This is a genomic window from Streptomyces sp., assembly GCF_036524955.1.
Classification (GTDB): Bacteria; Actinomycetota; Actinomycetes; order Streptomycetales; family Streptomycetaceae; genus Actinacidiphila.
Genome location: NZ_DATDBG010000064.1, coordinates 20,179 through 46,175, shown reverse-complemented (window position 1 = coordinate 46,175; position 25,997 = coordinate 20,179). Strand labels below are relative to the sequence as shown.

At 72.0% G+C, this 25,997-nt stretch carries 24 protein-coding genes and 2 pseudogenes; 11 read left to right on the top strand and 15 right to left on the bottom strand.

What is annotated here, in order from left to right; genetic code table 11:
• The 3 genes and pseudogenes from VIW71_RS05290 to VIW71_RS05275 form a co-directional block, all read left to right on the top strand.
• A pseudogene (locus VIW71_RS05290) lies at positions 1 to 665 on the top strand (hypothetical protein); the annotation flags it as partial.
• A 223-nt stretch (positions 666 to 888) separates the two neighbouring features.
• The gene (locus VIW71_RS26515; protein ID WP_414720663.1) at positions 889 to 1,608 is read left to right on the top strand and encodes a putative T7SS-secreted protein; all 720 of its coding nucleotides are present in this window, start codon (positions 889 to 891) and stop codon (positions 1,606 to 1,608) included.
• A 314-nt stretch (positions 1,609 to 1,922) separates the two neighbouring features.
• Positions 1,923 to 2,222, top strand: coding sequence for a hypothetical protein (locus VIW71_RS05275; protein ID WP_331620781.1), 300 nt, complete (start codon positions 1,923 to 1,925; stop codon positions 2,220 to 2,222).
• A gap of 18 nt (positions 2,223 to 2,240) precedes the next feature.
• Here the strand turns inward: VIW71_RS05275 and VIW71_RS05270 are convergent, their stop codons facing one another.
• On the bottom strand, positions 2,241 to 2,609 hold the full coding sequence (locus VIW71_RS05270; RefSeq protein WP_414720662.1) for a transposase: 369 nt from the start codon (positions 2,607 to 2,609) through the stop codon (positions 2,241 to 2,243).
• Positions 2,610 to 2,636: 27 nt separating this feature from the next.
• Between VIW71_RS05270 and VIW71_RS05265 the strand changes: the two genes are divergently transcribed.
• Both VIW71_RS05265 and VIW71_RS05260 read left to right on the top strand, forming a co-directional pair.
• Positions 2,637 to 3,131 carry a hypothetical protein gene (locus VIW71_RS05265; protein ID WP_331620780.1) on the top strand — a complete coding sequence of 165 codons (495 nt, stop codon included), beginning with the start codon at positions 2,637 to 2,639 and terminating at the stop codon, positions 3,129 to 3,131.
• Positions 3,132 to 3,157: 26 nt separating this feature from the next.
• Positions 3,158 to 4,069, top strand: a complete 912-nt coding sequence (locus tag VIW71_RS05260; RefSeq protein ID WP_331620779.1) for an LLM class flavin-dependent oxidoreductase — start codon at positions 3,158 to 3,160, stop codon at positions 4,067 to 4,069.
• On the opposite strand, the gene VIW71_RS05255 is transcribed toward VIW71_RS05260, so the two are convergent.
• From VIW71_RS05255 to VIW71_RS05240, 4 genes and pseudogenes are all read right to left on the bottom strand, one after another.
• The gene (locus VIW71_RS05255) at positions 4,066 to 5,004 is read right to left on the bottom strand and encodes a MerR family transcriptional regulator (RefSeq protein ID WP_331620778.1); all 939 of its coding nucleotides are present in this window, start codon (positions 5,002 to 5,004) and stop codon (positions 4,066 to 4,068) included. The genes VIW71_RS05260 and VIW71_RS05255 overlap by 4 nt on opposite strands.
• Positions 5,005 to 5,201: 197 nt before the next feature.
• Positions 5,202 to 5,324: pseudogene (locus tag VIW71_RS05250) on the bottom strand (metal-dependent hydrolase); the annotation flags it as partial.
• Between the two features lie 15 nt (positions 5,325 to 5,339).
• Positions 5,340 to 7,181, bottom strand: a complete 1,842-nt coding sequence (locus tag VIW71_RS05245; protein ID WP_331620777.1) for an SDR family oxidoreductase — start codon at positions 7,179 to 7,181, stop codon at positions 5,340 to 5,342.
• On the bottom strand, positions 7,178 to 8,110 hold the full coding sequence (locus VIW71_RS05240; RefSeq protein WP_331620776.1) for a M24 family metallopeptidase: 933 nt from the start codon (positions 8,108 to 8,110) through the stop codon (positions 7,178 to 7,180). The genes VIW71_RS05245 and VIW71_RS05240 overlap by 4 nt, the downstream gene beginning before the upstream one ends.
• Before the next feature lie 405 nt (positions 8,111 to 8,515).
• On the opposite strand from VIW71_RS05240, the gene VIW71_RS05235 reads away from it, so the two are divergent.
• The 5 genes from VIW71_RS05235 to VIW71_RS05215 all read left to right on the top strand — a co-directional run bounded on the left by VIW71_RS05235 (position 8,516) and on the right by VIW71_RS05215 (position 13,158).
• Positions 8,516 to 9,535, top strand: coding sequence for an ABC transporter ATP-binding protein (locus tag VIW71_RS05235; RefSeq protein WP_349257168.1), 1,020 nt, complete (start codon positions 8,516 to 8,518; stop codon positions 9,533 to 9,535).
• Between the two features lies 1 nt (position 9,536).
• On the top strand, positions 9,537 to 10,511 hold the full coding sequence (locus VIW71_RS05230; RefSeq protein ID WP_414720666.1) for an ABC transporter permease: 975 nt from the start codon (positions 9,537 to 9,539) through the stop codon (positions 10,509 to 10,511).
• Complete coding sequence (locus VIW71_RS05225) at positions 10,508 to 11,425, top strand: ABC transporter ATP-binding protein (RefSeq protein WP_331620773.1); 918 nt, start codon at positions 10,508 to 10,510, stop codon at positions 11,423 to 11,425. Before VIW71_RS05230 ends, VIW71_RS05225 begins: the two co-directional genes overlap by 4 nt.
• 142 nt (positions 11,426 to 11,567) lie before the next feature.
• Positions 11,568 to 12,287: an ABC transporter permease subunit gene (locus VIW71_RS05220; RefSeq protein ID WP_331620783.1), complete on the top strand. Its 720-nt coding sequence runs from the start codon at positions 11,568 to 11,570 to the stop codon at positions 12,285 to 12,287.
• Positions 12,288 to 12,423: 136 nt separating this feature from the next.
• A complete protein-coding gene (locus VIW71_RS05215; RefSeq protein WP_331620772.1) occupies positions 12,424 to 13,158 on the top strand; it encodes a rhomboid-like protein in 735 nt (244 codons plus the stop codon).
• Here VIW71_RS05215 and VIW71_RS05210 read toward each other — a convergent pair.
• The 9 genes from VIW71_RS05210 to VIW71_RS05170 form a co-directional block, all read right to left on the bottom strand.
• Positions 13,094 to 13,879 carry an HAD family hydrolase gene (locus tag VIW71_RS05210; protein WP_414720665.1) on the bottom strand — a complete coding sequence of 262 codons (786 nt, stop codon included), beginning with the start codon at positions 13,877 to 13,879 and terminating at the stop codon, positions 13,094 to 13,096. The two genes, VIW71_RS05215 and VIW71_RS05210, sit on opposite strands and share 65 nt — an antisense overlap.
• Before the next feature lie 116 nt (positions 13,880 to 13,995).
• The gene (gene serS, locus VIW71_RS05205) at positions 13,996 to 15,285 is read right to left on the bottom strand and encodes a serine--tRNA ligase (protein WP_331620770.1); all 1,290 of its coding nucleotides are present in this window, start codon (positions 15,283 to 15,285) and stop codon (positions 13,996 to 13,998) included.
• A 577-nt stretch (positions 15,286 to 15,862) separates the two neighbouring features.
• Positions 15,863 to 16,795, bottom strand: a complete 933-nt coding sequence (gene pheA, locus VIW71_RS05200; RefSeq protein ID WP_331620769.1) for a prephenate dehydratase — start codon at positions 16,793 to 16,795, stop codon at positions 15,863 to 15,865.
• A gap of 89 nt (positions 16,796 to 16,884) precedes the next feature.
• Complete coding sequence (gene efeB, locus VIW71_RS05195) at positions 16,885 to 18,210, bottom strand: iron uptake transporter deferrochelatase/peroxidase subunit (protein WP_414720661.1); 1,326 nt, start codon at positions 18,208 to 18,210, stop codon at positions 16,885 to 16,887.
• Positions 18,207 to 20,372 carry a copper resistance CopC/CopD family protein gene (locus tag VIW71_RS05190; RefSeq protein ID WP_331620768.1) on the bottom strand — a complete coding sequence of 722 codons (2,166 nt, stop codon included), beginning with the start codon at positions 20,370 to 20,372 and terminating at the stop codon, positions 18,207 to 18,209. Before VIW71_RS05190 ends, efeB begins: the two co-directional genes overlap by 4 nt.
• Before the next feature lie 7 nt (positions 20,373 to 20,379).
• Positions 20,380 to 20,958 (bottom strand): copper chaperone PCu(A)C, encoded by a 579-nt coding sequence (locus VIW71_RS05185; protein ID WP_331620767.1) that lies wholly within the window; start codon positions 20,956 to 20,958, stop codon positions 20,380 to 20,382.
• A gap of 50 nt (positions 20,959 to 21,008) precedes the next feature.
• Positions 21,009 to 21,680 (bottom strand): SCO family protein, encoded by a 672-nt coding sequence (locus VIW71_RS05180; RefSeq protein WP_331620766.1) that lies wholly within the window; start codon positions 21,678 to 21,680, stop codon positions 21,009 to 21,011.
• A 161-nt stretch (positions 21,681 to 21,841) separates the two neighbouring features.
• Positions 21,842 to 22,666 carry a YcnI family protein gene (locus VIW71_RS05175; protein ID WP_331620765.1) on the bottom strand — a complete coding sequence of 275 codons (825 nt, stop codon included), beginning with the start codon at positions 22,664 to 22,666 and terminating at the stop codon, positions 21,842 to 21,844.
• A 209-nt stretch (positions 22,667 to 22,875) separates the two neighbouring features.
• Positions 22,876 to 23,709, bottom strand: a complete 834-nt coding sequence (locus VIW71_RS05170) for a hypothetical protein (RefSeq protein ID WP_331620764.1) — start codon at positions 23,707 to 23,709, stop codon at positions 22,876 to 22,878.
• A gap of 225 nt (positions 23,710 to 23,934) precedes the next feature.
• Between VIW71_RS05170 and VIW71_RS05165 the strand changes: the two genes are divergently transcribed.
• Entirely contained in the window at positions 23,935 to 24,378 is a 444-nt protein-coding gene (locus VIW71_RS05165; RefSeq protein ID WP_331620763.1) for an ATP-binding protein, read from the top strand.
• Positions 24,379 to 24,459: 81 nt separating this feature from the next.
• Here the strand turns inward: VIW71_RS05165 and VIW71_RS05160 are convergent, their stop codons facing one another.
• Positions 24,460 to 25,872, bottom strand: coding sequence for an aminopeptidase P family protein (locus tag VIW71_RS05160; RefSeq protein WP_414720664.1), 1,413 nt, complete (start codon positions 25,870 to 25,872; stop codon positions 24,460 to 24,462).
• Positions 25,873 to 25,997 lie beyond the last annotated feature (125 nt).

Sequence of the window (25,997 nt, the reverse complement as noted above, 5' to 3'; positions counted from 1 at the left end):
AAGAGACCGCCACCCCACCGGCCCCGACGGGCATCCCGGCCGCCGCCGCGTACACCCGCTGGGCCGAACACACCCCCCGGCTGCCCGAACCCCCCGCCCCGGCCGCCCACGCCGCCGCGCTGCCCGTCGGCCCACCCTCCGGCAGCGGCCTGTCCTCCACGGACCTGGAACGCCTCATGACCGACACCGCAGCACGCGCCGCGCGGCTCCTGGCCGGCGACACCGCCAGCCTGCACCTGACCCAGCACCAGGACGCGGTACGGATCGCCGCGAGCAGCTCCGGACCCGAGTGGTTCCACCACCTGATCCAGAACACCGGCACCAAACCGACCGCGTTCGCCCGCCTCACCCGCGCCTGGCGCCACGGCGGCCCCACCGGCCTCGCTGTCGCCGAACAGCCCCACACCCCTGACCCGGCGGTGATGACGGCCGCCCGTACCACCCTGACCGCGGCCCTCGCCGAGATGACCACCGCCCCTGTCCCCCTCCGGGCCTGGCGCAACCGCCTCACCCTCACCGACCACGGCATCCAGCTCCGCCTGGGCCCCGACGCCCACTGGTACCCATGCCTCCAGGGCGACGACGGCGAATGGTGGCCCGCGGCACCGGCCGACGCCAACCCGGTCGCGGCACTCACCTCGGTCTGGCAGCAGAGCCAGGCATGACGCATGGCCCGGCCTCGAAGAGGGCACAAGTTCACGTCGGTCAAGCCTCGTTCACACATCACGGGCTGACCTGGGGTTTCTGCGCGGGCCGTGGCCGGAGCGGTCGTGGGTGCCGTGCCGATCACGGGGGAACTGTTTGCGATGATTGCCGCGTCGTTGACGGTACGGGTGGGGAACTCCGGGGGGACGGATGGGGCGGCCGGGTGACTGGCACATACTCGACATGGACCGTGATCCGACGCCTGGTGATCCGTCGCGGGTGAAGGCGCTGTCGCAGCAGCTGCATGAGTTCGCCGACGACGTAGAGTCCGCGTTACGGCTGGTGACGGGGATGCAGTCGGAAGAGGCGATCCTGTCGTGGGCGAGGTTGTCGGCGGACGCGTTCCGGGACGAGTTCGGGTCGACGCCGAAGAACCTGGACAAGCTGCATTCGTCGTACCGTATGGCGGCGGAGGCTCTGGAGTCGTACTGGCCGGACCTGGAGCACGCGCAGTACCAGGCCGATCGGGCGCTGGCCGACGGGCGTACGGCTCACAGCCAACTGGTGACTGCTCAGTCCCACTTGGGCGGTGTGACGGACTGGGTTCATAGGGCGACGCGTACCGCCGATTCCTATGACCACCGACCCGCAGGCGATCGCGCAGAGCCTGAAAACGATCACGCCCCGCAGTGGGGGCGATGCCTGGCGCAAGGTGACCACCGTGGAGATTACCGACGTCGGCCTGTGCGCCCGCACCCACGGCGTCGAGGACGTGCCTGTGGAGCAGGGCGACTCCCGCACGATCAGGATGGCGCTCACCCAGACTACGTCCCCGTCCCCGGCCGCCCGGAGGAGGTCGTCCTGATCTCCGGCGCCTCCCCGGTCCTCGACCTGACCGAGGCGTTCCACGACATCTTCGACGCGGTCACGTCGACCTTCCGTTTCGTTCCCGCCGCGCCGTAACGGCTGACCGTAGGCCGGGTTCGAGGTTCGCATAGATGCGACAACCGCGTTGCTGACGGAGCTGGACACGGCTGCGACGGGTCCTGCCTCCGTACCTCCGGTTCCCCCCCGGCTCGCGATGGTGCGCTTCCACGGACGCAGCAGTGCCTGGGGAACGGCACGAAGGAAGAGAGGTTCCGTCGGCAGCCGATCCTATGCCTGACCAGCAAGAAAGCAGCGATCAAGATCGGTAAGAAGACAGCTTCTTAGAGCGCCCCAGGCGCTTGCCTAGATAAAAGCCGACGCTCTTCGCCGCTGGGGGATAGGGTCCCCGCATGAAGCACTTACCAGATGTCGGACTTCAGATGACCGACAGAACAGATCGTTGGGCGAAGTTCCGCGGGCTCAGACGGTGGCAGTTGCTGCTGTCGCTGCTTCCAGCCACGTTGCTGGCGGTCGGTGGAGCTGTCGGTGGGGGGATCGGGGTGGCGGGTGTTTTCGCGAATCTTTCCCTGGCCCGTAAGCAGATCGGAACACCGCTCAAGGTTCTCGTCATGATAGGCGTGCTTGTCGCCTCTTACCTTGTGTACTTCGCCCTCGCAGGGCTCTTCTACCACCTCACGCACAATGACTGAGGTGAATGCGTGGTGTCGTCATGGTGGTTTGAGGGTGAGTTTGGTCCCGGCGAGGCAGCCGTCGAGGACGTCTGGGCGGTACCGGAGCTTGCGTAATCCCTGGCGGTTGGCGTTGATCAGGTCCTGGGGGTCGGTGAAGGCGCGGTTGGCCGTGGTGGTGCGGCGCAGTACCGACCAGATGCCTTCGACCGAGTTGAGGTCCGGGGCGTAGGGCGGGAGCTGGTAGACGGTGCGCCAGCCCCGCTCGGCGGTGTAGCGCCGCATATCGGTGCTGCGACGGTGCTCGGGCTGAACGACGTCGAGGATTTGAACGAGGCGCGACCGCATCTGCGCGACCGACTCCAGGTCCTGTGCGGCATGGCGTCCGGTACGTCCGGGGTAGGGCATGGCAGAAGGTTCCGCTTTCAGCACGAGTTGTTCTTCGACTACTTCCTCGCCGGGCTGGCCCTCGGGTACGCGAACGGCGGTGATGTACGGCGCTTCTACCGACTCCTGACCGCGTCGGAGTGGCGTCCGGCGATGGTCAAGCGCGTGGTCTCCGAGTTGCCGGGCATGAAGCTTCAGAGCCTCCTTGCCGGGTTCGATCTGACAGCCGGATCGCAACCTCTCTCCCGGGGGTTCGCCTCGCTCAATCTGGGATCCTTGTGGTCCACGATGATCCGGATGACGAAGGAGTCCGGCTACCTGCCGGAGGACCACAGGCTCAAGTGGGCATGGGATTACGAGGACGAGTGGAAGCCGTTTGTGGACGCGCTCGTAGCCGCGGAGCTGGCTTCGCGGACTCCCTTGTCCACGAGCGGCAGTCGGAAGATGCGCGTGCGCCTCCGGATCGGCCCCAGCAAGATCCTCTTGGAGGACTCAAATGATCCGCGGGTCCAGTTGTTCTGGACGTCGCGCCGCGACGGGTAGCTGCAGCGAGCGCGTAGGGTCGGGGTATGCGTCTGAGCACGGTGATCCTCCCCATCCACCGTTGGGGCGAGGGACAGAAGATCTGGCGGCGGGCCGAAGACCTCGGCTTCCACGCCGCGTACACGTATGACCATCTGTCGTGGCGGGTGCCGTTTCGGGACGGGCCGTGGTTCGGGTCGGTGCCGACGTTGACGGCGGCGGCGGGGGTCACGGAGCGGATGCGGTTGGGGACGATGGTGACGTCGCCGAATTTTCGGCATCCCGTAGTGCTGGCGAAGGAGTTGCTGACACTGGACGACGTGAGTGGGGGGAGGGTGACGGTCGGGATCGGGGCTGGTGGGACGGGGTTCGACGCGGGAGTGCTGGGCGAGGGGGAGTGGTCGGGGCGGGAGCGGGCGGAGCGGTTCGCGGAGTTCACCGGGTTGCTGGACCGCCTGTTGAGCAGCGGGGACGTGTCGTACGAGGGCACCTACTACTCGGCGTTCGAGGCGCGGAACATTCCCGGGTGTGTGCAGCGGCCCCGGATACCGTTCGCGGTGGCGGCGACCGGGCCGCGGGGGATGCGGTTGGCCGCGCGGTACGGGCAGGCGTGGGTGACGACAGGGGACCCCACGCTGTACGAGACCGGGACTGCCGAGGAGTCCCTGGCCGCCGTCCGCGGTCAGGTCGACCGGCTCGAAGCGGCGCTCGCCGAGGTGGGACGCGAGGCCGACTCGGTGGAGCGGATTCTCGTGACCGGTTTCACGCCTGATCGTGCCGAGGCGTTCAGTTCGGTCGGGGCTTTCACGGACTTCGCCGGGCGGCACAGGGAGGCTGGGATCAGCGAGATCGTCGTGCACTGGCCGATTCCCGGGTCCGTGTTCGCGTGCGACCAGGGGGTGTTCGAGGCGATCGCCACCGAGGCCCGGGCGCAACTGGGCGGAGCGGCCGCGTCCTAGTCGCTGCCGGTCCGGTCGGCCAGGCCGTCCATACGGCGGGCGGCGACTTCGCGGGCGGTCGCGGCGGCGATGAAGGCGGGGATGTCGTCGGGGCCGACCAGGGCTCGGACGGCGGCGACGGTGGAGGCGGGGAGAGGGACGGGGACGTCGGTGGGGGGCGGGGCTGGGGGCGCGGGATGGGGGGCGGGGAGAATGTTGCCGGGGTGGCGGCGGCTGTGTTCGGTGCGGCGTCGGCGCATGGCGCGGGCCAGTTCGGCGTTCAGGGTCTGCTGGGCCAGCGGGCGCAGGCGCCGTACGAGGCCGGCGGCCTCGGTGGTCTCCTCGTCGGTCGGAGGGTGGTGGAGGAAGCGCTGGAGGACATACTCCGTGGTGAACGCCAGGAACCGTTCGGAGATCTGCTCGACCTGGCCCCGCACCTCGCGCAGCTGCGCGGAGATTGCGGACAGGGGGACGCCGGCCGCATGGAGTTGCACGGCGACGGCGAGCTCCTGACGGCTGGGGACCAGGAATTCGTCGTCACGGCCCGGCACACGTTCGAGGATGCCCAGGTCGAGAGCGTCCTCGATGGCGGGCAGGTCAGTGACGCCGCCGAAGTCCTCGACCAGCTCCGCCCGGGTGATCCGGGCGGGCGTCTCGTCGGACCATGGGCGTTGCACCTCGTCCACCAGGCCGAGCACACCGCCGAGGCCGGTGCCGGCGTCCCACGCGGCCAGCAGTTCCTTGATGCTGGCAAGGGTGTATCCGCGCTCCAGCAGATCGGTGATCTGCCGCAGCCGGGCCAGATGCGCGTCACCGTACATATTGATCCGGCCGCGACGCTCCGGCTTGGGGAGCAGCCCGCGGTCGATGTAGGCACGGATGGTGCGGACCGTGGTGCCGCTCAGGTGGGAGAGGTCCTCGATCCGGTATGCGGGTTGGTCGGCGGTGAGGCTCACGCCGTCACTCCTCGGGTCACTCCTCGGTCGCGCTGCTCGGTGGTCAGGAGGCCGCCGCCCGGCCCGGCGGCCGGTCGGCGCCCCCGGGCTGCCGGCGATATCGCCAGGTACGCGACGGCTTTGCGCGGCGAGCCCTCCTGGAACGGATGGTACGGCCGGCGCAGGCAGCGGGTTATCGCCGCGACGAGCGGGGACCAGGCGGGCTGCAGCAGATGGAGCGCGCCGGTGACATGCGTCGTGGTCGGCTCGTCCGGAATCCAGTGCAGCGGGGTCTGCTTCCAGCCGAACGTGACCCGGCGCGGCCTGATCGCGTCACGCACAGTGGCCTGGCCTCCCTACGGGCGTCGAGGTGTCTGCAGCGGGGGATCGACACGGGCGAAGGCCCGCAGCGCGCCCGGCGCCAGCCGGGACAGCAGCCGCGCGCCGTGCGCCTCCGGGGTGACGGGTACGACCGCGAGGTCGCGCCGCACCGCGCGCAGGATCGCAGCGGCGACCTTCTCCGGCGGGTAGTTGCGCAGCCCGTAGAGCTTGGCGGTGCGCGCTCGGCGGCGCTCCTGCTCCTCCTCGCTGACCCCGGCGTGCCGGGCGCTGGTGGTGATCGGCGTGTTGACGATGCCGGGGCATATCGCACTCACCCCCACGCCGTACGGGGCGAGTTCGGCCCGCAGGCATTCGCTGAGCATGAGCACGGCCGCCTTCGAGGTGCTGTACGCGGGCAGCGCGCGGGACGGCTGGAAGGCTGCTGCCGAGGCGGTGTTGACGATGTGGCCGCCCTGGCCGCGCTCCACCATCTGCCGCCCGAACAGGCGGCAGCCGTGGATGACGCCCCACAGGTTGACGTCGAGCACCTGCTTCCAGTCTTCGGGCGTGGTGTCGAGGAAGGGGCCGGCGAGGCCGATCCCCGCGTTGTTCACCACCACGTCGGGCACGCCGTAGGTGACGGCGGTGCGGGTGGCGAGCTTCTCCATCGCCTGCGCGTCCGATACGTCCGCGGCCTCCGGCCAGGCGTGGGGCGCGCCGATGAGCCGCGCCAGCTCGGCGGTGCGGGCGGCTCCTTCGGCGTCCTTGTCCACGGCGACGATTCGCGCCCCGGCCTCCGCGAAGGCGAAGGCGGTGGCCCGCCCGATACCGCTGGCCGCGCCGGTGACCAGCACCAACTGCCCGGCGAACCGCTCCCGGGAACCGGCCGCCACCTTCCCCGGGGTGTCGGCCGGAGCCGCGGAGGAGGCGCCGAAGGGCCCGTCGGAGCCGCCGCCGTATTCCGTGCCGGTCGCGGTCACGAAGTCCGTGATCCACCTGGCCAGTTGGTCGGGGCGTGACCGCGGCACCCAGTGCTTGGCGGGCAGGGTGCGCCGGGTCAGGCGCGGCACCCACTGGTCGAGGTCGTCGTAGAGCCGCTCGGACAGGAAGGCGTCACGGGTGGGCGTGATCAGCTGGACGGGGACGTGGGCGTGGGCGTCGGGGCGCGGGCTGCCCAGCCGCTGCCGGACGTTGTCCCGGTAGAGCCAGGTGCCGTGCGCCGCGTCCTGCGGCAGTGAGGCGGTGGGGTAGGCGTCGGAGGTCAGCTTCTCCGCACGGGCCAGCAGCTTGGGCCACTGCCTGCCGAGTACGCCGCGCCAGGCGAGTTCGGGCAGTACGGGGGTCTGCAGCGCGTACACGTACCAGGACTTGGCGCCCTGGCCGAGTACGTGGGCGGCGCTGCGGGGGGTGGGGCGGCGCACCCGGCGCCTGATCCAGTGGCCGAAGTGGTCGAGGCACGGCCCCGAAATGGAGGTGAAGGAGGCGAGCCGTCCCTTGGTGGCGGCGACTGTGGCGAACTCCCAGCCCTGCACCGAGCCCCAGTCGTGCCCGACCAGGTGCACCGGCCGGTCCGGGCTCACCGCGTCCGCCACCGCGAGGAAGTCCTCGGTGAGTTTCTCCAGGGTGAAGCCGCCCTTCAACGGCGCGGGCACGTCGGAGCGGCCGTGGCCCCGTACGTCGTAGAGCACCACGTGGAAGCGGTCGGCGAGCCGCACGGCGACGTCCGACCAGACCTCCTTGCTGTCCGGGTAGCCGTGCAGCAGCACCACCGTCGGAGGTCCGTCCTCCCCGGCGGGCTCCCCGTACTCCGCGACACACAGCCGCACGCCGTCGGCGCCCCCGACGAACCGCTCCCATACGTTCCCCGGTCCGTTCATGCCGCGGTACCCGCTTCCGGCGCTGTGCTCGCGGCGGTGTCCGAGCCGGCGCTCGCCCCCGGCCCCGGGCGCGTACCGGACCCCGCATGGGACCCGGTCTCCCGCCACCGCCGCACGTGCGGCAACTCCTCGTCCAGCCAGTACGCGTCGTCCTCCGTGACCACCAGGATCTCCTCGAACTTCGCACCCGTGCCACGGAAGCCGAGGTGCGGCTCGACCGCCCACAGGCCCGGGTGCGGCGGGTGGTCCGACATCCGGTACGGACTCCAGAGCGGCGACCAGCCCTCGCGGTGACCGTGGATCGCGTCCTGCGCCAGTCCCTTGAGGCTCTGCGTGCCGAATCCGGCGATCCGCGGCGACCAGCGGCGCTCCTTCACCCGGTCCACCGTGTGGGCGATCACGCCGAACGGATACGCGCGGTGCCGGTTCTGGTACCCCTGGCGGAGCATCAACCGGTCCACGTCCTGGTAGATGGTGCGCAGCGGGCGTCGCTCGCGCACCTCGCGCAGGATCAGTTCGCGGTGCTCGCGCAGATCCGTCATCAGGCGTTCCTGCAACGGGTTCGGGCCGAGTGACCCCGAGTAGCCGATGTCGGCCACGAAGCCCCGGTGCACCGGCGCCAGGTCGAGGATGAACGGCATGCCCGGCTCCAGCCGCCGCCCGGTCGGGAAGAACTGCAGCGGTACCTTGAAGCCGGTGAAGGCCGTGCGGTCGCCGAACCATGCGAAGGGGAGATGGAACCAGTCCCGCACACCCCGCTCCCGCGCCCACACCCGCATCGCGCGAGCCGCGTCCCGCTCGGTCATCCCGGGCCTCAGCCGCGCTGCGACCGCCTCCGCGCACGCGTACGCCAGCCGCTGCACCGCGCGGAATCCGTCCAGTCCGGCTACTTCCGCCGTCCCGTCCTGCCCGTCCCGTCCGTCGGACATGCCCCTCTCCCGCCCCTCCACCGTTCCCACCCGGCTCACCCTGCCCCCCCAAAGCTGACATCAATCAATGTGACATCAGTCAATGGGGCGGTCAAGGGCTCCGCCCGGACCTGTGGAAAACTCGCCGCCGCCCGCCGCCCGCCGCCCGCCGCCCGCCGCCCGCCGCCCGCCGCCCGCCGGGGAGGCTGCGGCAAGGTCCAGGTCCGGGTCCCCGCTCGCCGGCCCACTCACCTCCCGCCCACCCGCGCGCGTCTCTACCCAGACCCGACCCTGAATCCCACCACCCACACGGGGGACCCGTCCCCTACGGGTGGTCAGCCCCGAGAAGTAGCCGAAACCGCACGAATGCACGACTTCGGGCTGACGACCCGTGTGGTGGACGCCACTACGGTCGAAGACGTGACTGTGATCGCTACCGAAGGCCTGAGCAAGCGGTACCCGAGGGTGACCGCCCTCGACCGGCTGACCGTGGACATCACCCCCGGTGTGACCGGGCTGGTGGGGGCCAACGGCGCCGGGAAGTCGACCCTGATCAAGATCCTGCTGGGGCTGTCCCCGGCGACCGAGGGTCGTGCCGCGGTGCTCGGACTCGATGTGGCCACCGACGGTGCCGAGATCCGCGCTCTCGTCGGCTACATGCCCGAGCACGACTGCCTGCCGCCCGACGTGTCGGCCACCGAGTTCGTCGTCCACATGGCCCGGATGTCGGGGCTGCCACCCGCCGCCGCCCGCGAGCGCACCGCCGACACCCTGCGCCACGTCGGGCTCCACGAGGAGCGGTACCGCCCGATGGGCGGCTACTCGACGGGCATGAAACAGCGCGTCAAGCTCGCCCAGGCCCTGGTCCACGACCCCGAACTGGTGCTGCTCGACGAGCCGACCAACGGCCTCGACCCGGTCGGCCGCGACGAGATGCTCGGCCTGATCCGCCGCGTCCACACCGACTTCGGTATCTCGGTACTGGTCACCTCCCACCTGCTCGGCGAGTTGGAGCGCACCAGCGACCACATCGTCGTCATCGACGGTGGTCGGCTGCTGCGTGCCTCCTCCACCAGCGACTTCACCCAGGCCACCGCCTCCCTCGCGGTCGAGGTCACCGACCGCGAGCACGAGCTGCTGGCCGCGCTGACCGGCGCCGGCCTCACCGCCCAGGCGGCCGGCCACCTCCTGCTGATCGACATCGCGGGCGACGAGACGTACGACGCCGTCCGGGACGCGGTGGCCGACCTGGGCGTCGGCCTGGTCCGGATGGAGCAGCGCCGCCACCGCATCGCCGAGCTCTTCTCCGACGACGACCCCCCGACCGCAGTCGCACCGGCCACCCCTGACCCGGACACAGCCGAACCGTCCACACCCGAACCCGCCGCCCCGGACCCCACCGCGTCCACCCCGCCCCTGGAAGGAGCCAGCCGTGACGCAGCCTGACATGGCGACGGCGCCCGGCGCGCCCCCCGTCCACGGGCCCACGCCCATCCCGAACAGCCCGGACACCCCGAACCCTCCGAACGCCCCGGCCGACCCGCCCACCGACGTCATCCACGACATCGGATACCGCGCGTACGAAGGCCCCCGCCTCGGCCGCGGTTACGCCCGCCTCTCCCTGTTCAGCCAGAGCCTGCGCGGCGCATACGGTCTCGGCCGCAGCGCCCGGTCCAAGGTGCTGCCGATGATCCTGCTCGGCGCGATGTGCGCGCCCGCGCTGATCATGGTGGCGGTCGCGGTCTTCACCAACATGACCGGGCTGCCGGTCGAGTACACACGGTACGCGGTGCTGCTCCAGGCGGTCATCACGCTGTTCGTCGCCGCGCAGGCACCGCAGGCCGTCTCCCGGGACCTGCGCTTCAAGACCACCCCGCTGTACTTCTCGCGCCCGATCGAACGCGTCGACTACGTGGCCGCCAAGTACGCGGCGCTCACCGCCGCGGTGTTCCTGCTGACCGCGCTCCCGCTCCTCATCCTCTATGTCGGCGCGCTGCTCGCGAAGCTCAGCTTCGCCCACCAGACCGCCGGGTTTGCGAAGGGCCTGGTGGCCGTGCTCCTGCTCTCCCTCCTCTTCGCCGGTATCGGCCTGGTCATAGCCGCCGTCACCCCGCGGCGCGGGTTCGGGGTCGCCGCGGTCATCGTGTTGTTCGTCATCAGCTACGGCGCGGTCTCCGCCGTCCAGGGCGTCGCCGAGAACCAGGAGAAGTACGACCTGATCGGCTGGCTCGGCCTGTTCTCGCCGATCACCCTGATCGACGGCTTCCAGACCTGGTTCCTCGGCGCGACCTCCGCCTTCCCGCACGAGTCGGGGCCGCCCGGCCTCTTCGCCGGCCTGGTGTACCTGCTGGTGGTGTGTGCCGCCGTCGCGGGCTGCTTCGCTCTGCTGATGCGCCGGTACCGGAAGGTGGGCCTGTCATGACGGTGCTCGGCATCGACAGCGTCTCCCGCTGGTTCGGCAACGTGGTGGCCGTCAACGACATCTCCATGACGATCGGCCCCGGCGTCACCGGCCTGCTCGGCCCGAACGGCGCCGGGAAGTCCACGCTCATCAACATGATGGCCGGTTTCCTCGCCCCCTCCACCGGCTCCGTCACCCTCGACGGCGCCCCCGTATGGCGCAACGAGCAGGCGTACCGGGAGATCGGCATCGTCCCCGAGCGTGAGGCGATGTACGACTTCCTGACCGCCCGCGAGTTCGTGGTCGCCAACGCCGAGCTGCACGGACTGGCCGATCCGGGCGCCGCCGCGCGCAGGGCGCTGGCCACCGTGGAGATGGAGTACGCGCAGGACCGCCGGATCGACACGTACAGCAAGGGGATGCGGCAGCGCGCCAAGATGGCGTCCGCGCTGGTTCACGAGCCGTCCGTGCTGCTGCTCGACGAGCCCTTCAACGGCATGGACCCGCGGCAGCGGCTGCACCTGATGGAGTTGCTGCGGCGGATGGGCGCCGACGGCAGGACTGTGCTGTTCTCCTCGCACATCCTGGAGGAGGTCGAGCAGCTCGCCCACCACATCGAAGTCGTGGTGGCCGGCCGGCACGCGGCCTCCGGCGACTTCCGCAAGATCCGCCGCCTGATGACCGACCGCCCGCACCGCTATCTCGTACGGTCCAGCGATGACCGGCGGCTCGCGTCCGTGCTGATCGCGCACGCGTCCACCGCGGGGATCGAGCTGGACCTGACGGAGCGGGCCTTGCGGATACAGGCCGTCGACTTCGCGGGTTTCACCGCGTTCCTGCCCCGGATCGCCCGCGACCACGGCATCCGGCTCCTCACGGTCTCGCCGTCCGACGAGTCCCTGGAGAGCGTCTTCTCCTACCTGGTCACGGCATAAGGAGCCGCCCGAGATGTCCGCCAGCACCGGCACCCCCGGCACGACCGGCACGACGGTCACCCCAGGCCCGAGCCCCGCCGCCCACCCGACCGCCCCCACCGGCACCCGGCCGCCCGCCCGGACCGCGACCGGCGGGCCCACGCTGTTCCACCCCACGGTGGCCCGGCTGACCTACCGAGGGCTGCTCGGCCGCCGCCGCGCGCTGCTCCTCCTCGGGCTGCCGCTGCTCCTGCTGATCATCGTCTCCGTGGTCCGCACCCTGGCCGGCGCCGACGACACCACCGCCGGCGACCTCCTCCAGGGGTTCGCGCTCAGCGTGATGGTGCCGCTGGTCGGCGTCATCGCGGGCACCGGTGCGATCGGCCCGGAGGTCGACGACGGCGCGATCGTCTACCTGCTGGCCAAGCCGGTCCGACGGTCCACGATCATCGCCACCAAACTGATCGTCGCGATCGGCGTCACCGCCGCTTTCAGCGCGATACCCACCCTGCTGGCGGGCTACGTCCTCAACGGCAACGGCCAGAACCTGGCGGTCGCCTTCGCGGTCGCCGCCGCCGTCGCGTCCGTCGCCTACGCCGCGATCTTCCTGATGCTCGGCGTGATCACCCGGCACGCGGTCATCGTCGGCCTGGTATACGCGCTGGTGTGGGAGTCGGTGATCGGCAGCGTGGTGCCCGGTGCCCGCGCCCTGAGTGTCCAGCAGTGGGCGCTGGCCGTCGCCGAGAAGATCAGCGGGGGCGATCTGGTGGCCTCCGCCGTGTCCCTGCCGACCGCGACGGTGCTGCTGGTGCTGACCACGGCCGCCGCCACCTGGTTCGCGGTGCGCCGGCTGCGCACACTCACGCTGACCGGGGAGGAGTAGGCCGTACGGGCGGGGCCCGGGCCATACGCCCTACGAGGCCGGTCGTACGGCACACCCGCCGGTCCGGCGGCCCCCTCCGTACCCATGACTGCCCCTCGCTCAGCGGCTCGGCGACTGCCGGTTGACACTGAGGGGGATGGCACCTGAGATACCGGAGACCTCCCGGCCCCCGCAGGGCCGCGCGTTGCTTCCGGCGGTCCTGCGGGGCCGTGCCGGTCCCGGCGATGTGCGGCGGTTCGTCGTGTACTGGGTACGCTCCGCGCCGGGGACTCACATATGGCTGGGGACACTGGCCGTCACCAGCGTCATCGTGGCCGTGTCCCCGCCGCACGTGCGGTCGTACCTGCTGCACAGCGTCAGTACCAACCTGGTGGAACTGGGCCGGCACCCGACCCGCGCACTGGTCGCCAGTGCGCTGTGGATCGAGACCCCTTCCGGGTTCGCCGTCTATGCCCTGCTCTTCGAAGCGGTGCACGCCACCGCCGAGCGCCGGCTCGGCACCTGGCGGTGGCTGCTGGTGGTTGCCACCGCCCACGTCGGGGCCACCCTGCTCAGCCAGAAGGTGGTACGGCTCGGCATCCGGGCCCAGCGGTTGCCGGACTCGCTCGCGCACACCATCGACATAGGGGTCAGTTACGGGCTCGCGGGCGTCGTCGGCGTTCTCACCTACGGGGTACCGAGGCCCTGGCGGTGGGGGTACCTCGCCGCCGTGCTGGGCTACTTCGCCTATCCGGTGGTCAACGGCGGTACGTTCACCGATCTGGGCCATCTGACCGCCGTGCTGATCGGGCTGTGCTGTTACGCGGTCATGCCGGCCCGAAGAACCGTTCCAGCACCACCGCGATGCCGTCCTCGTCGTTGGAGGCGGTGACCTCGTCGGCGACCGCCTTCAGTTCCGGATGGGCGTTGGCCATCGCCACGCCGTGGGCCGCCCAGGAGAACATCGGCAGATCGTTCGGCATGTCGCCGAAGGCGATGGTCTCGGCGGGCGTCACACCCAGCCGCCGCGCTGCCAGCGACAGGCCCGTGGCCTTGGTCAGCCCGAGGGGCAGCAGCTCGACGATGCCCGCGCCCGCCATGGTCACGCCCACCAGGTCACCGGCGACGGCCTGCGCGGCCTCCACCAGCGTGTCGTCGTCCAGCCCGCCGCGGTGCTGGATGTAGAGCTTGTTGATCGGCTCGGCCCACAGATCGGCGGGGTCCTGCATGTGGATGACCGGCAGTTCGGGCTGGTAGACGTACCCCTCCCCCATCAGTACCTCGCCCGCGAGCCCGTCCCGGCTGGCGGCCAGCGCCAGCGGCCCGACCTCCGCCTCGATCTTGGCCAGCGCGAGGGCGGCGAGCTGCCGGTCGAGGGTGACCGAGGTGAGCAGCCGGTGCGTGCCCGCGTCGTACACCTGCGCGCCCTGCCCGCACACGGCGAGCCCGTCGTAGCCGAGGTCGTCCAGCACATGCCGGGTCCACGGTACGGAGCGGCCGGTGACGACGATGTGCGCCGCGCCCACCGCCGTCGCCGCGGCGGTCGCGATCAGCCGGTACGGCAACGGGCCCGATGACGATCCGGCGGGCGGCGATCCGGCGGAGGTTCGTATCGAGGACCCCGTCGGCGACGCGTCGGCCGACAACGCGCCGGCCAGCGATGCGCCGGCCAGCGATTCGCCGGCCGACGACGGATCGCCCGACGCCCCCTCTGCCGCCCCCTCCCCGCTCACGCGCGTACGGCCGAGCCGACCGGTTCCAGCAGTTCGCGTCCGCCCAGGTAGGGCCGGAGGACCTCCGGGACCCGTACCGAGCCGTCCGGCTGCTGGTGGTTCTCCAGGATCGCCACGATCGTCCGCGGCACCGCGCACAGCGTGCCGTTGAGGGTGGCCAGCGGCCGGGTGCCGCCCGCGTCGCGCAGCCGGATGTTGAGGCGGCGGGCCTGGAACTCAGCGGTGTTGGAGGTGGAGGTCAGCTCGCGGTACTTGCCCTGCGTCGGGATCCACGCCTCGCAGTCGAACTTGCGCGACGCCGAAGCCCCGAGGTCGCCGGAGGCCAGCTCGATCACCTGGAACGGCAGCTCAAGGGAGGTCAGCCACTGCTTCTCCCATTCCACCAGCCGCCGGTGCTCGGCCTCGGCCTCCTCCGGCGCGGTGTAGACGAACATCTCCACCTTGTCGAACTGGTGGACGCGGATGATGCCGCGGGTGTCCTTGCCGTACGACCCGGCCTCGCGCCGGTAGCAGGGCGAGAAGCCCGCGTACCGCAGCGGAAGCCGACCTGCGTCGATGATCTCGTCCATGTGGTACGCGGCGAGCGGGACCTCGGAGGTGCCGACCAGGTAGAGGTCGTCCTTCTCCAGGTAGTAGACGTCGTCCTCGACCTGCCCGAGATAGCCGGTGCCCGCCATCGCGGCCGGCTTGACCAGGTTCGGGGTGAGGACCGGGGTGAAGCCGGCCGCGGTGGCCTGCGCGATGGCCGCGTTGACCAGGGCCAGTTCCAGCAGTGCGCCGACGCCGGTCAGGTAGTAGAAGCGCGAGCCGGACACCTTGGCGCCGCGGTCGACGTCGATGGCGCCGAGCAGTTCGCCCAGCTCCAGGTGGTCCCTGGGCGCGAAACCCTCGGCGGTGAAGTCGCGCGGGTTGCCGTGCCGCTCGACGACGACGAAGTCCTCCTCGCCACCGACGGGCGCGTCCGGGTGGACCAGGTTGCCGAGCTGGAGCAGCAGCCGCTGGGCCTCCCCGGCCGCTTCGTGCTGCTCGGCGTCGGCGGCCCTGACCGCGTCGGCCAGCTCCTTGGTCCGCTTCAGCAGCTGGGTCCTCTCGTCACCCTGCGCCTTGGGAATCAGCTTGCCCAACTGCTTCTGCTCGGCCCGCAGTTCGTCGAACCGGGTACTGGAGGACCGGCGCCGCTCGTCGGCGGAGAGCAGTGCGTCGACGAGCGCGACATCCTCTCCACGGGCGCGCTGGGAGGCGCGCACACGGTCGGGGTCCTCACGAAGCAGGCGAAGGTCAATCACGGCTACAGGCTACCGGGGAGCGGACCCGGGCCGCGACACGGTTAGCGGCGTAATGCGCACTATGTCTGCTTGATGGAGAATGCCGGGGAAGACCGGTAAGCGAGGGAAAACCCCCACGTCAGCGCCATTCGACCGATGCCTCCCGGGGCCGTCGGAGCCGTGGGGAAGCCGGGGCTGATCACCGTTTCCCCGTGAAGTTATCCACAGGCGCCGGGCGTATTCCGCTCTTTGTCCACAGGGTGTGGGGAAGATCTGTGGAGAAGAGCGGAGGTCATGTGCGGCCGCCGGTGCGCGCCAATGGATTCCCTGTGCAAGCCCGTCCCACACTTCCTTTCGAGTGAGAAGTGTTCCCCCGGGCGGATTCATTGGGCGAATTGCGGTAACGAGTCGTGAGCTGTATCACTCCGGATGGGTCTGGTGGATGCGTACCTATTTGTCGCCCGAATCGGAGCGCCCTGTCGACATGTCCCCAGTTACCCACAGGTTGCGACCGGCGCCTGTGGATAACTTTGCCGTCCGTCCCCAGAAGGTACGGAGGTGACGCCCAGGCGCGGCCCGCCTCCCGTACGACCCCCGATCAGCCCCGCCCGTCCAGCGCCCGGTTCAGCCAGTCCGCGGCCTCGGTGAACGAGTGGTCCGTGGTCCCGCCCGCCGTCACCCGCGGGGGCACCTTGTCGGCCCGCGGGTACGAGCCGAGGAACCGTACGTTCAGACAGCGCCGCCGCAGGCCCATCAGCGTCTCGCCGACCCGGCGGTCGGTCAGGTGACCCTCGGCGTCCACCGAGAAGCAGTACTGGCCGAGGCCCTCGCCGGTCGGCCGGGACTCGATCCGCATCAGGTTCACCCCGCGGATCGCGAACTCCTGGAGCAGTTCGAGCAGGGCGCCCGGGTGGTCGGCGCGCAGCCAGAACACCGCCGATGTCTTGTCCGCACCCGTCGGCGAGGCCAGCCGCGCCGGGCGGCCGACCAGGACGAAGCGGGTGGTCGCGTTCTGCGCGTCGTGGATCTCGGTGGCCAGCGGCTCGAGCCCGTACGTCGACGCCGCGAACTCGCCGGCGAAGGCCCCGTCGAACCGGCCCTCCTGCACCAGCCGCGCCCCGTCCGCGTTGGACGCCGCCGACTCCCACACGGCGTCCGGCAGCCGCTCGGCCAGCCACTTGCGCACCTGCACCTGCGCGGCGGGGTGCCCGGTCACCGTCTTCACGTCGGCCAGCTCGGTGCCCGGCCTGACCAGCAGCGCGAAGGCGATCGGCAGCAGCACCTCGCGGTAGATCATCAGCGGTTCGCCGAACGCCAGCTCGTCCAGGGTGGCGGTGATGCCGCCCTCCACCGAGTTCTCGATCGGAACGAGGGCGCCGCCCGCCTCGCCGTTGCGGACCGCGTCCAGCGCGGCGGCGACCGACACCATCGGCACCAGTTCACGCGTGGCGGCCTCGGGCAGCGTACGCAGCGCTGCCTCGGTGAAGGTGCCTTCTGGTCCCAGATAGGTGTATCGGCTCGCCGGAGACATGCGATCAGCGTAACGGGCCGTGCGAGGTGTGCCGTCCGTGCCGTTGGGCCGGAGGGTCCGGTCGGCCGCCCACTGCGGGAGCTCGGGCGTCAGCCCTCCAGGAGTCGCTGTCCGACGTATTCGCCCGGACCCACGCCGCCCGGCACCGCGAACAGCCCGCTCGCCTCGTGCCGCAGAAACCGCGAGAGGCCGTCCGCGCCGTCGAGCTTGCGCTGCACCGGTACGAAGCCGCGCAGCGGATCGGCCTGCCACGCCACGAAGAGCAACCCGGCGTCGGGTGCCCCGTCGCTCCCGATGCCGTCGTGGTACGAGAACGCGCGCCGCAGCATCGTCGCGCCGCTGTTGGACGCGGGGGCCGCGACCCGGATGTGCGCGTCGCCCGCGACGGCGAGCGAACCGTCCGGGCGGATCTTCTCCAGGTCCACCCGGGTCGTCTCGGTACCGCCGGACAGCGGCGCCCCGTCGGACTTGCGGCGCCCGATCACCTTCTCCTGGCGCTCGACGGAGAGGTGGTCCCAGGAGTCGAGCAGCATCCGGATGCGGCGTACCACGGCGTACGAGCCGCCGGCCATCCAGGAAGGGGAGCCGGACGCCGGTACGAAGATCTTCTCGTCGAAATCGGGGTCCGTCGGCTTCGGATTGTTCGTCCCGTCGATCTGCCCCATCAGATTGCGCCCGGTCGCGGGACGGGCGGTCGCGCCCGGCGTGCGGTTGAACCCGTTCATCTGCCAGCGCACCGACGCGGTGTCGTGCGCCGCCTTCTGGATCACCCGCAGTGCCTGAAAGGCGACGAGCGCGTCGTCCGCGCCGATCCGCACCCACAGATCTCCGTCGCTGCGTCTGGCGTCCAGCGCGTCGCCGGGAAAGTCCGGCAGCGGGGCGAGGGCTTCCGGCATCCGCGCGGTCAGCCCGGTCCGCCCGAAGAAGCTCCGCCCGAACCCGAAGGTGACGGTCAGCGAGCAGGGCCCGGCGTCATCGGCCACCTGGTCGTCGTACGACGCCGGGACCGCCGGCCGCCCCTGACCCGTCATCGCCCGCGCCGCGTCCGACCAGCGCCGCAGAAGTGCGGCGGCGGCCCGCCGGTCCGCCCCGGGCGCCAGGTCGAACGCCACCAGGTGCCCCCGCGCCTGCGCCGGCTCGACGATCCCGGCCTGCCGCGCGCCTTCGAACGGGATGTACGAAGAGCCTACGGTCGTCAGCGCGGTGGCGGCCTCTTCCCGTGCGGCCACCGTGCCGCCGACCGCTGCCCCGCCTCCCACCACCAGTCCCGCGGCGCCGGCGGCCCCCGCGGTCCCGAGCAACCGCCGCCGGCTGACACCGGCGAAGCCCGGGGCGCCCTCGGCGGAGGTGGCCGCGGTCGTGGCGCGCCGGGCGTCCCGGTCGCGGGCGCCGGCCGTATCGCTGTGGTTGCTCACGGAGTGATCTCCACCTTCTTCGTTTCCGTCACCTCGTCGATGTCCGAGGTGCGGATGGTGACGGACGACTGCCAGCTGCCCGGCAGCGGGAGTTGGACGCCGGTGGCGGTCCAGTGGCCGGTGGCCAGGCGGTGCAGGGGGATCTTGATGGGCCCCAGGTTCTCGGCCGGGAGGGTGAAGGCCAGCCGGACCTCGGGGACGTTCACGGACAGGCCCGCCGGATCGGTGAGGAGGAGGTGCACCACGGTGGGGTTGCCGGCGCGCCCCGGGGACAGGACGAGTTCGGCGGTGCCCTTGCCGTTCGGGCCGAGGGTGTCGTACGGGAAGCGGACGCTGAGTTGTCCTGGAGCGCTCGATCCGGTGGGCGCGGGGGAAGGCGCGGACGCCAGTCCCTTCTGCTCCTCCGCGGCCCGCCCCGGTTGCGTACCGGTCAGCATCGTGGTGACCGACAGCAGGACGACGGCCACCGCCACCTCGGTGAGCACCGAGCGCCGCAGCCCGCCCCGCGCCGGGTCCGCGGCGCGTGCCTTCCTCGCCCGTGCGGCACTGCGCGCGGCCTGCTGCCGCCGCAACTGGGCGGCCCGCTCGCTCCCGGCCGGACCGGTCACCGCGGCGGCCACCGGCTGCCGGGCCTCGGCCGGACTGTCGGCCGGAGCCTCTGCCGGGGCATCGACCGCACCCTTCGCCGACGCCCCGGACGCCCCGGACGCCCCGGACGCCCTGGACGCCCTGGACGCCGCCACGGAAGAAGCCCGCACGGCGGCTCCCGTCTCCCCCAGCACCCGCGTCCACCGACGCGAGAACCACGCCACCCCCACCAGCGTCCCCACCAGCCCCAGTTTGATCAGCAGCAGCCGCCCGTACGAGGTGTCCACGAACGCCGACCAGGTGCCGACCTGCCGCCACGCCTGGTACGTCCCGGTGCAGATCAGCGTGGTGACCGCGGTCAGCGCGACGGTCGAGAAGCGGCGTACGGCGGCCCGTTCGACCAGGCTCGCCGTCGCGGGCGCCCACAGGGCCGTGAGCAGGGTGACCAGGCCGCCCAGCCAGACCGCCATGGACAGCAGGTGGATGACGTCCACCGGCATCGCGAGTCTGCGCTGGATGCCGACCGAGGCGTGTTCGGCCATCGCCCAGGTGGCCGCGATGCCGGCCGCCACCACACTGCCCCCGATGCCGAGGCCCCAGGCCAGGTCTGCGCGTTCGGCCGGGTCCTCGCGCTTGGCGTAACTGCCGAAGAGCACCGCGAGGAAGACGGCCGCGGCGGCGAGCAGCAGCAGTCGGGAGAGCAGGGCGGCACCCGGCCGGGTCTCCAGCATCGACCGCATCACACCGCTGTCGAATGCGTCGGCGAGGCCCGTGCCGTTGACGTACGGGCCGCGCAGCATGAGCAGGGCGATGGTGGCGGCGACCAGGGTGGCCCAGCCGCCGGCCGCGAGCCGCCGCATCGGCCGCAGCAGGGCGCCGCGCGGCCAGCACGCGGTCAGGAACACCGATCCGCCGACCAGCAGGGCGAACCCGGCGTAGGCGAACCAGCGGGCGATCCCGTAGAGCGTGCCCGCCGCGCCGCCGCCCACCGCGGCCTGCCCGGACAGATCCACGCTCGTCTTCGACGGCGCGCCGACCGAGAAGGTGAAGGCCCCGGCGACCGGGTGGCTGTCCTGCGACACCGCCCGCCAGGCCACGGTGTACGTGCCGTCGGCGAGCCCCGGGCGCAGCCCGACGGCCGCGGTGGCCGCGGCCCCCTTCCCGCTCACATGCGCCGGCGCGCCCACCGCCACGTTCACGCCGCCCGGGTCGAGCACCCGCAGCGAGTCGTCGGAGAGCAGTACCCCCTCGGAGAAGGTGAGCACCACCCGCTGCGGCGCCGTCCGCACCACCGAGCCCTGCCCGGGGTCGGTACCGATCAGCGCGGCGTGCGCGGACGCGGGCGTGGCGGTACCGAGCAGCAGGGCGACCAGCCCGCCGAGTCCGACCGCGAGCGCACCCAGTCGCCGGGCGTACGGTCGCGCGTAGGTGCGGGTGTGCGTCCGCGGGTACGCCCCCGCGCGCGGGTTGTCGCGCGCGGGGGCGTACGCCGGAGCGTTCCGTCGTGCGGACCTGCTCCCGTACCCCCGAGCGCGCAGGCGGGCGTACGAACGTACGGACAACCGTGTGTTCATCGGCCGATCAGTCCCCGGGGCGGTAGGTCGTGGGGCGCACGGGCACGGTGACCGTCACGGCGGCGGGCGTGGCGTGGGCGAAGTGCAGGGTGAGCGGGACCGTGTCGCCGACGGCCGGGCGGCGGGTGAGGTTCTCCAGCATCAGGTGGTCGCCGCCGGTGCCGAGAGTGAGGCGGCCACCGGCCGGGACGGTCAGCGACGCGACCTGGCGCATGGTGGTGCCCGTGGTGGTGTGCAGCGTGACGTGCGCCGCCAGCGGGGTGGTCACGGAGGTCAGTTCGGCCGGCGTGCCACCGGAGTTGGTGACCGTGACGTACGCGGCGGCCAGATCGGCGAGGATCGGGCGGGGGATGTAGCCGCCGGTCACCGCGAGGTCGGCCCGGGTGTTGCCACGGGCGGACGCGTCGGAGGACGAGAACCCGCCGAGCGCCACCGCCGCGGCCACCGCGACGGCCGCGCCGCCCGCGAGCGCACCGGTGACCGCACCGGCGACCTTGCGCCGTCGGTGCGTGGCGGGGTGCGCGGGTGTCCCGGAACTCGCGGCTGCCGCCGGGTGCGCGGGTGTCCCGGAACTCGCGGCTGCCATCGGCCCCCCGGGCGTCACCGAGCCCTCGGCCCGGACCCGGCCCACCCGCCTCACGGCGCCTCACTCCTGATCAGCTCCGGCAGATCCGCCTCGTACTGCTCGGCCGTGACCCCCGACATGTACAGCACGTGGGCCTTGTCGTCCTTGGGCCAGAAGGCCAGCACCTCGGCGCCGTGCGTGACCGTGATGCTGCCGTCCTTCTCCTTCACCGGCGCGTCGATGCCGACGCCCAGCGATCGCGCGGCGGCCTGGATGGTGGCGAACGTGCCGGTCAGGCCGATGAAGCTGGGGTCCATCGCGCCGAGCCAGGCGTTCAGCCGGGCCGGGGTGTCGCGTTCGGGGTCGGAGCTGACGAACACCACCCGCAGTTTGGCCTGTTCGGTGGCGGGCAGCTTGGACTTGGCCAGTGCCAGGTCGCTCATGGTGGTCGGGCAGACGTCGGGACAGTGCGTGTAGCCGAAGAAGAGCAGTGTGGGGTGGCCCGCCGTCTCCTTCACCAGGTCGTACGGCTTGCCGTGATGGTCGGTCAGCAGCAGGTTCGGCTTGGTGAACGGGGTGTCGAGCAGCGTGCCCGCCTTGGCGTCGGCGCCGCTGATCGACACGGCGTTGCCCGCGTCGGGACCGGAACCCGAACCGGTGCCGCCGGAAGCCCCGCAGCCGGCCAGGGTGAGGACGGACGCGGTGACGAGGGCCGTGGCAGCGAGCTTGACGGTGGTGCGCATGAAGGGTGGTCCTCACTCAGTGGGAGCCGGGCGACCGCGTGCCTGGAGCGGTCCGCCGGTTTTTCGGTTGGTCTTCCTGCTCGCTCCTTCGGTTGGCTGCCTTGTTCCTCGGCTGCCCACTCCAGGAGCTCGGGCGTCAGCCCGTCCGCGGCGAAACCGGATCAGGCGGACGGGTGCGAGGAGCCGCCGGCGGAACTGTCGGAGGAACCGCCGGCCGAGCCGCCCGACGGCTTGCGGCGGCGGCCCGCGAAAACGCCGAAGGCGACGCCGAGCGCGCCGACGGCGATCCCGGCGGCGCCCAGCGCGCGGGCGGTGTCGTCACTGCTGTCGGTGATCCCGACGGAGGTGGCGGAGGCGGTCCGCGCCTCGTCGTCCTGCGCGCCGGTCCCGTCGTCCGCGCCCGGCGCGGGCGCGGGCTCGGGCGTGCCCGCGTGTCCGTGATCCGAAGCGGCAGCGGTCAGCGTCAGCACCGGCGCCGGGTTCTCCGGTTCCGACCGGCCCGCCCGCGGTACCTCGATCCACCGGACGACGTCGCCGTTGTCGTACGTCTGGAGGGCCTTGAAGACCAGCTCGTCCGTGTCGTCGGGCAGCGGCCCGAACGAGACCGGGAACTGCTGGAACTGGCCCGGCGCGATCTTCCCCCCACTCCAGGTGATCTTGGTGACCGCCTGGTCGACCGTGCCGTCGTCCGTCTTCAGCGGGGGGCTCAGCTTCGCGGTGCTGACCTGCGCGGTCCAGCCGGGCACCGGTTGCAGCGACACCGACGCGATCGGATGACCGGTCGGCAGATGGACCTCGACCTTGACCGTCGACGCGTCGTCCTGCTCGTTGGGCACCTTGAAGGCCACCGTGCTGTAGCCCCCCTTGGGCGCCGTCCCCGGCTGCACGGAGACATGGGCGAGGGCCGGCACGGCGCCCAGCAGGACGGCGGATCCGGCGAGTGCGGCGACGGTCGCGGCACGGCCGCGCGTACGGGAACTGCTCATGGCAGCGGTTTCTCCCTGTGAAGTGATGCGGACGGTGGCGTGGCACCCGCACACCCCGGCGCTGTGCTGCCGCCGCGCGGTGAGCGGGTTACGGCCGCGCTCCCGCGCACCGGACGGCTGTACGGATACGGGTACGCGGCCGGCGACCCGCGCGTCGTCCCACCGCTCCCCGGGACAAGAAGCCGTCCGGAGGAAAAGCCGACGCCGCGTCAGGCCGCCAGGGCGACCGCCGGCGGCCCGCGCCTGGCCACGCAGTGCCGCAGCCACACCGTGCGGTGCCGGCCCGCCGCCTCCCCCGTCGCACACCGGACACGCAGCCGCGCGTACGGGGCGCGCGCCGCGAGAACCGACAGCAGCGCGCGGGCGCGGCGGAACGCGGCGGCGGGCGAGAGCGCGGCGGCGCCGCGTACCGAGAGCCCCGCCAGCCGCCACAGCGCCGACTCGCCGCGCCGCAGCAACCAGCCCGCCACCACCGCGGCCAGCAGGTGTCCCAGGAGCATCGGCGGCGAGCACATCGGCACGGCGGCCATCGTGGTCATCGGATCCGCCGCGGCGTGCCCGGAGCCGCCGGGCGCGCCCGTGCCATGGGTGTGCGCCGGCATCACGACCACGGACGGGTCGATCCCGGCCCGCACCACGATCTCGCGGGCGGACCGCGGGGTGAGCCGCAGCCCGTGGCCGTCGCACACCAGCCGGGCGGCGAGCGCCATCAGACGGCTGTCCCCCGCGGACGGACCCGGCGCCGCAGCGGAGGCGGTGAGCGCCGCGCACACCTGACCGGCGTTGAAGACCGCGTGCAGGGTGATCTGCCCCACCGCGAGCAGCGCGGCGATCCCGGGCAGCGACCGCTCCCGGCCCGCCAGCGGGGCGGTGACCGCGAAGACCGCGACCCAGCCGAGCGCCAGCGACCACACGGGCACCGCACGGCCGGCCGCCATCGAGTGCCCAGCGGCGGCCAGCACGACGCAGACCGCGGTGAACACCGCGGCCCGCAGCAGTCTCAGCCCGGCGCCTGCGCGCACGGAGGGGGCGGGAGAAGCCATGACGGCGGCCATCCTCTCACCGCGCCGCGGCGCCGGAGACGGCGGGTGGGCGGCTCACGGGAGCGGACCGGAGGCGGCCGGGTCGTCCTGTGCGCCGCCCCCTACACCCGTACGCCGGGCCCCCGCATCCGCCGAATGAGCGGCAAGACGTCAACGCCATGCTTACGGGCCGCCCTTCACGGCAATACGTAACCGTATGTCGAGCCGCAGCCAGGAGGCTGGAGCATGAGCATCTGGTGGTCTCTCCATTTGCGGCGCGAGGCTGCGAGCGTTCCGCTGGCCCGGAAACTGCTGCTGGGGACGATGGAGACCGCCGGGGTGGACCCCGACATCTCCTTCGACCTCTCGGTGGCGCTCTCCGAGGCGTGCGCCAATGCCGTGGAACACGCCGGAACAGCCACGGGCTACAGCGTCACCGCGCAGATCGACGGCGACCGCTGCCGTATCGAGGTGGCCGATTCCGGACCGGGCCTTGCCCGCGAACACTTCCGCCCCCCGGCCCGGCCGCTGACCCACCGGGGCCAGCACGCCGAGCACGGGCGCGGACTCTTCCTGATCGAGGCACTCGTGGACCATGTGCACTTTCACGACCGGCCGGGGCACGGGACGATCGTGTCGTTCGACAAGATGCTGAAGTGGCGTGACGACGCGCTGCTGAAGGCCTCCTGATCGGACTTCCGCCCGTTCCGCCCGACGCCCCCGTGTGTACGGACGTACCTACGCCCGTACGCACGCGTCACACGCCGCCCGCTACCCGCGCAGCGCGGCCATCCATGCCTCGACCTCGCCCGCCTCGCGCGGCAGCGCGGCGGACAGATTGCGGTTGCCGTCCGCGGTGACCAGGATGTCGTCCTCGATGCGCACGCCGATCCCGCGGTACTCCTCGGGCACGGTCAGGTCGTCCGCCTGGAAGTACAGGCCGGGCTCCACGGTGAGCACCATGCCGGGCTCCAGCGTGCAGTCCACGTACGCCTCGGTCCGCGCCTGCGCGCAGTCGTGCACGTCGAGGCCGAGCATGTGGCCGGTGCCGTGCAGCGTCCAGCGGCGCTGGAGGGCGAGTTCGAGCACCCGCTCGACCGGTCCTTCCAGCAGCCCCCACTCGACCAGCTTCTCGGCGAGCACCCGCTGCGACGCCTCATGGAAGTCGCGGTAGGCGGCGCCGGGCTTGACCGCGTCGATACCGGCCTGCTGGGACGCGTACACCGCGTCGTAGATCTTCCGCTGGAGCGGCGAGAAGCGGCCGCTGACCGGCAGCGTGCGGGTGACATCGGCGGTGTAGAGGGAGTGCGTCTCCACGCCCGCGTCCAGCAGCAGGAGTTCGCCGGAGCGGACCGGGCCGTCGTTGCGCACCCAGTGCAGGGTGGTGGCGTGCGGGCCGGCCGCGCAGATGGAGCCGTAGCCGACGTCGTTGCCCTCGACGCGGGCCCGCAGGAAGAACGTCCCCTCGATGTAGCGCTCCGAGGTGGCCGCGGCCTGGTCGAGCGCCCTGACGACGTCCTCGAAGCCGCGTGCCGTGGAGTCGCACGCCTTCTGCAGTTCGGCGATCTCGAAGTCGTCCTTGACCAGGCGCAGTTCGGAGAGGAAGACCTTGAGCCCGGCGTCCCGCTCGGCGGTCACCTTGTCGGTGAGGGCCGCCTCGATCCCGGCGTCGTAGCCGCGGACCACCCGGACCGGGCCGGTCGCCTCGCGCAGCTCGTCCGCGACCTTGCGGACGTCCTTGCAGGGCAGCCCGAGCAGTTGCTCGGCCTCGGCGAGGCTGTGTCGGCGGCCGACCCACAGCTCGCCCTGCCCGTCCAGCCAGAACTCGCCGTTCTCCCGGTCGGATCGCGGCAGCAGGTACGCGGTCGCCTGGTGCCCGCTGTCGGGCAGCGGTTCGAGGACCAGCACGGCGTCCTGCGTCTGATCACCGGTCAGGTGGACGTACTCGGTCCCGGCGCGGAACGGGTACTCGGTGTCGTTGGCCCGGGTGCGCAGGTTGCCCGCGGGGACCACGATCCGCTCGCCGGGAAAGCGGGCGGAGAGCGCGGCGCGGCGCGCGGCGGTGTGGGCGGCCTGGGCGATCGGGGCCAGGCCGCGCAGCTCGGTGTCGGCCCAGCCGGACTTCATGACGGCGGCCAGTTCGTCGGACACGGCCGGGTACAGCCCGTTCTTCCGCTGCTTGATGGGCTTGTCCTGGGCGCTGTCCGGGGTGGTGCTGTCGTCCGGGGTCTGGTCCGGGTCCCCCGCCGCGCCCTGCTGCCGGTCGGCCTCCGCCACGTCCTGCCTCCTCACGATGAGCCCTGCCTCCA

Excerpts from the sequence above, each read along its gene's own strand:
- VIW71_RS05185 (WP_331620767.1), bottom strand. The coding sequence starts at position 20,958 with ATGGCAGCCGCGAGTTCCGGGACACCCGCGCACCCGGCGGCAGCCGCG.
- VIW71_RS05260 (WP_331620779.1), top strand. The coding sequence starts at position 3,158 with ATGCGTCTGAGCACGGTGATCCTCCCCATCCACCGTTGGGGCGAGGGA.
- VIW71_RS05215 (WP_331620772.1), top strand. The coding sequence starts at position 12,424 with ATGGCACCTGAGATACCGGAGACCTCCCGGCCCCCGCAGGGCCGCGCG.
- VIW71_RS05225 (WP_331620773.1), top strand. The coding sequence starts at position 10,508 with ATGACGGTGCTCGGCATCGACAGCGTCTCCCGCTGGTTCGGCAACGTG.
- VIW71_RS05180 (WP_331620766.1), bottom strand. The coding sequence starts at position 21,680 with ATGCGCACCACCGTCAAGCTCGCTGCCACGGCCCTCGTCACCGCGTCC.
- VIW71_RS05165 (WP_331620763.1), top strand. The coding sequence starts at position 23,935 with ATGAGCATCTGGTGGTCTCTCCATTTGCGGCGCGAGGCTGCGAGCGTT.
- pheA (WP_331620769.1), bottom strand. The coding sequence starts at position 16,795 with ATGTCTCCGGCGAGCCGATACACCTATCTGGGACCAGAAGGCACCTTC.
- VIW71_RS05190 (WP_331620768.1), bottom strand. The coding sequence starts at position 20,372 with ATGAACACACGGTTGTCCGTACGTTCGTACGCCCGCCTGCGCGCTCGG.
- VIW71_RS05270 (WP_414720662.1), bottom strand. The coding sequence starts at position 2,609 with ATGCCCTACCCCGGACGTACCGGACGCCATGCCGCACAGGACCTGGAG.
- VIW71_RS26515 (WP_414720663.1), top strand. The coding sequence starts at position 889 with ATGGACCGTGATCCGACGCCTGGTGATCCGTCGCGGGTGAAGGCGCTG.
- VIW71_RS05230 (WP_414720666.1), top strand. The coding sequence starts at position 9,537 with ATGGCGACGGCGCCCGGCGCGCCCCCCGTCCACGGGCCCACGCCCATC.
- VIW71_RS05170 (WP_331620764.1), bottom strand. The coding sequence starts at position 23,709 with ATGGCTTCTCCCGCCCCCTCCGTGCGCGCAGGCGCCGGGCTGAGACTG.
- VIW71_RS05245 (WP_331620777.1), bottom strand. The coding sequence starts at position 7,181 with ATGAACGGACCGGGGAACGTATGGGAGCGGTTCGTCGGGGGCGCCGAC.
- VIW71_RS05275 (WP_331620781.1), top strand. The coding sequence starts at position 1,923 with ATGAAGCACTTACCAGATGTCGGACTTCAGATGACCGACAGAACAGAT.
- VIW71_RS05175 (WP_331620765.1), bottom strand. The coding sequence starts at position 22,666 with ATGAGCAGTTCCCGTACGCGCGGCCGTGCCGCGACCGTCGCCGCACTC.
- VIW71_RS05240 (WP_331620776.1), bottom strand. The coding sequence starts at position 8,110 with ATGTCCGACGGACGGGACGGGCAGGACGGGACGGCGGAAGTAGCCGGA.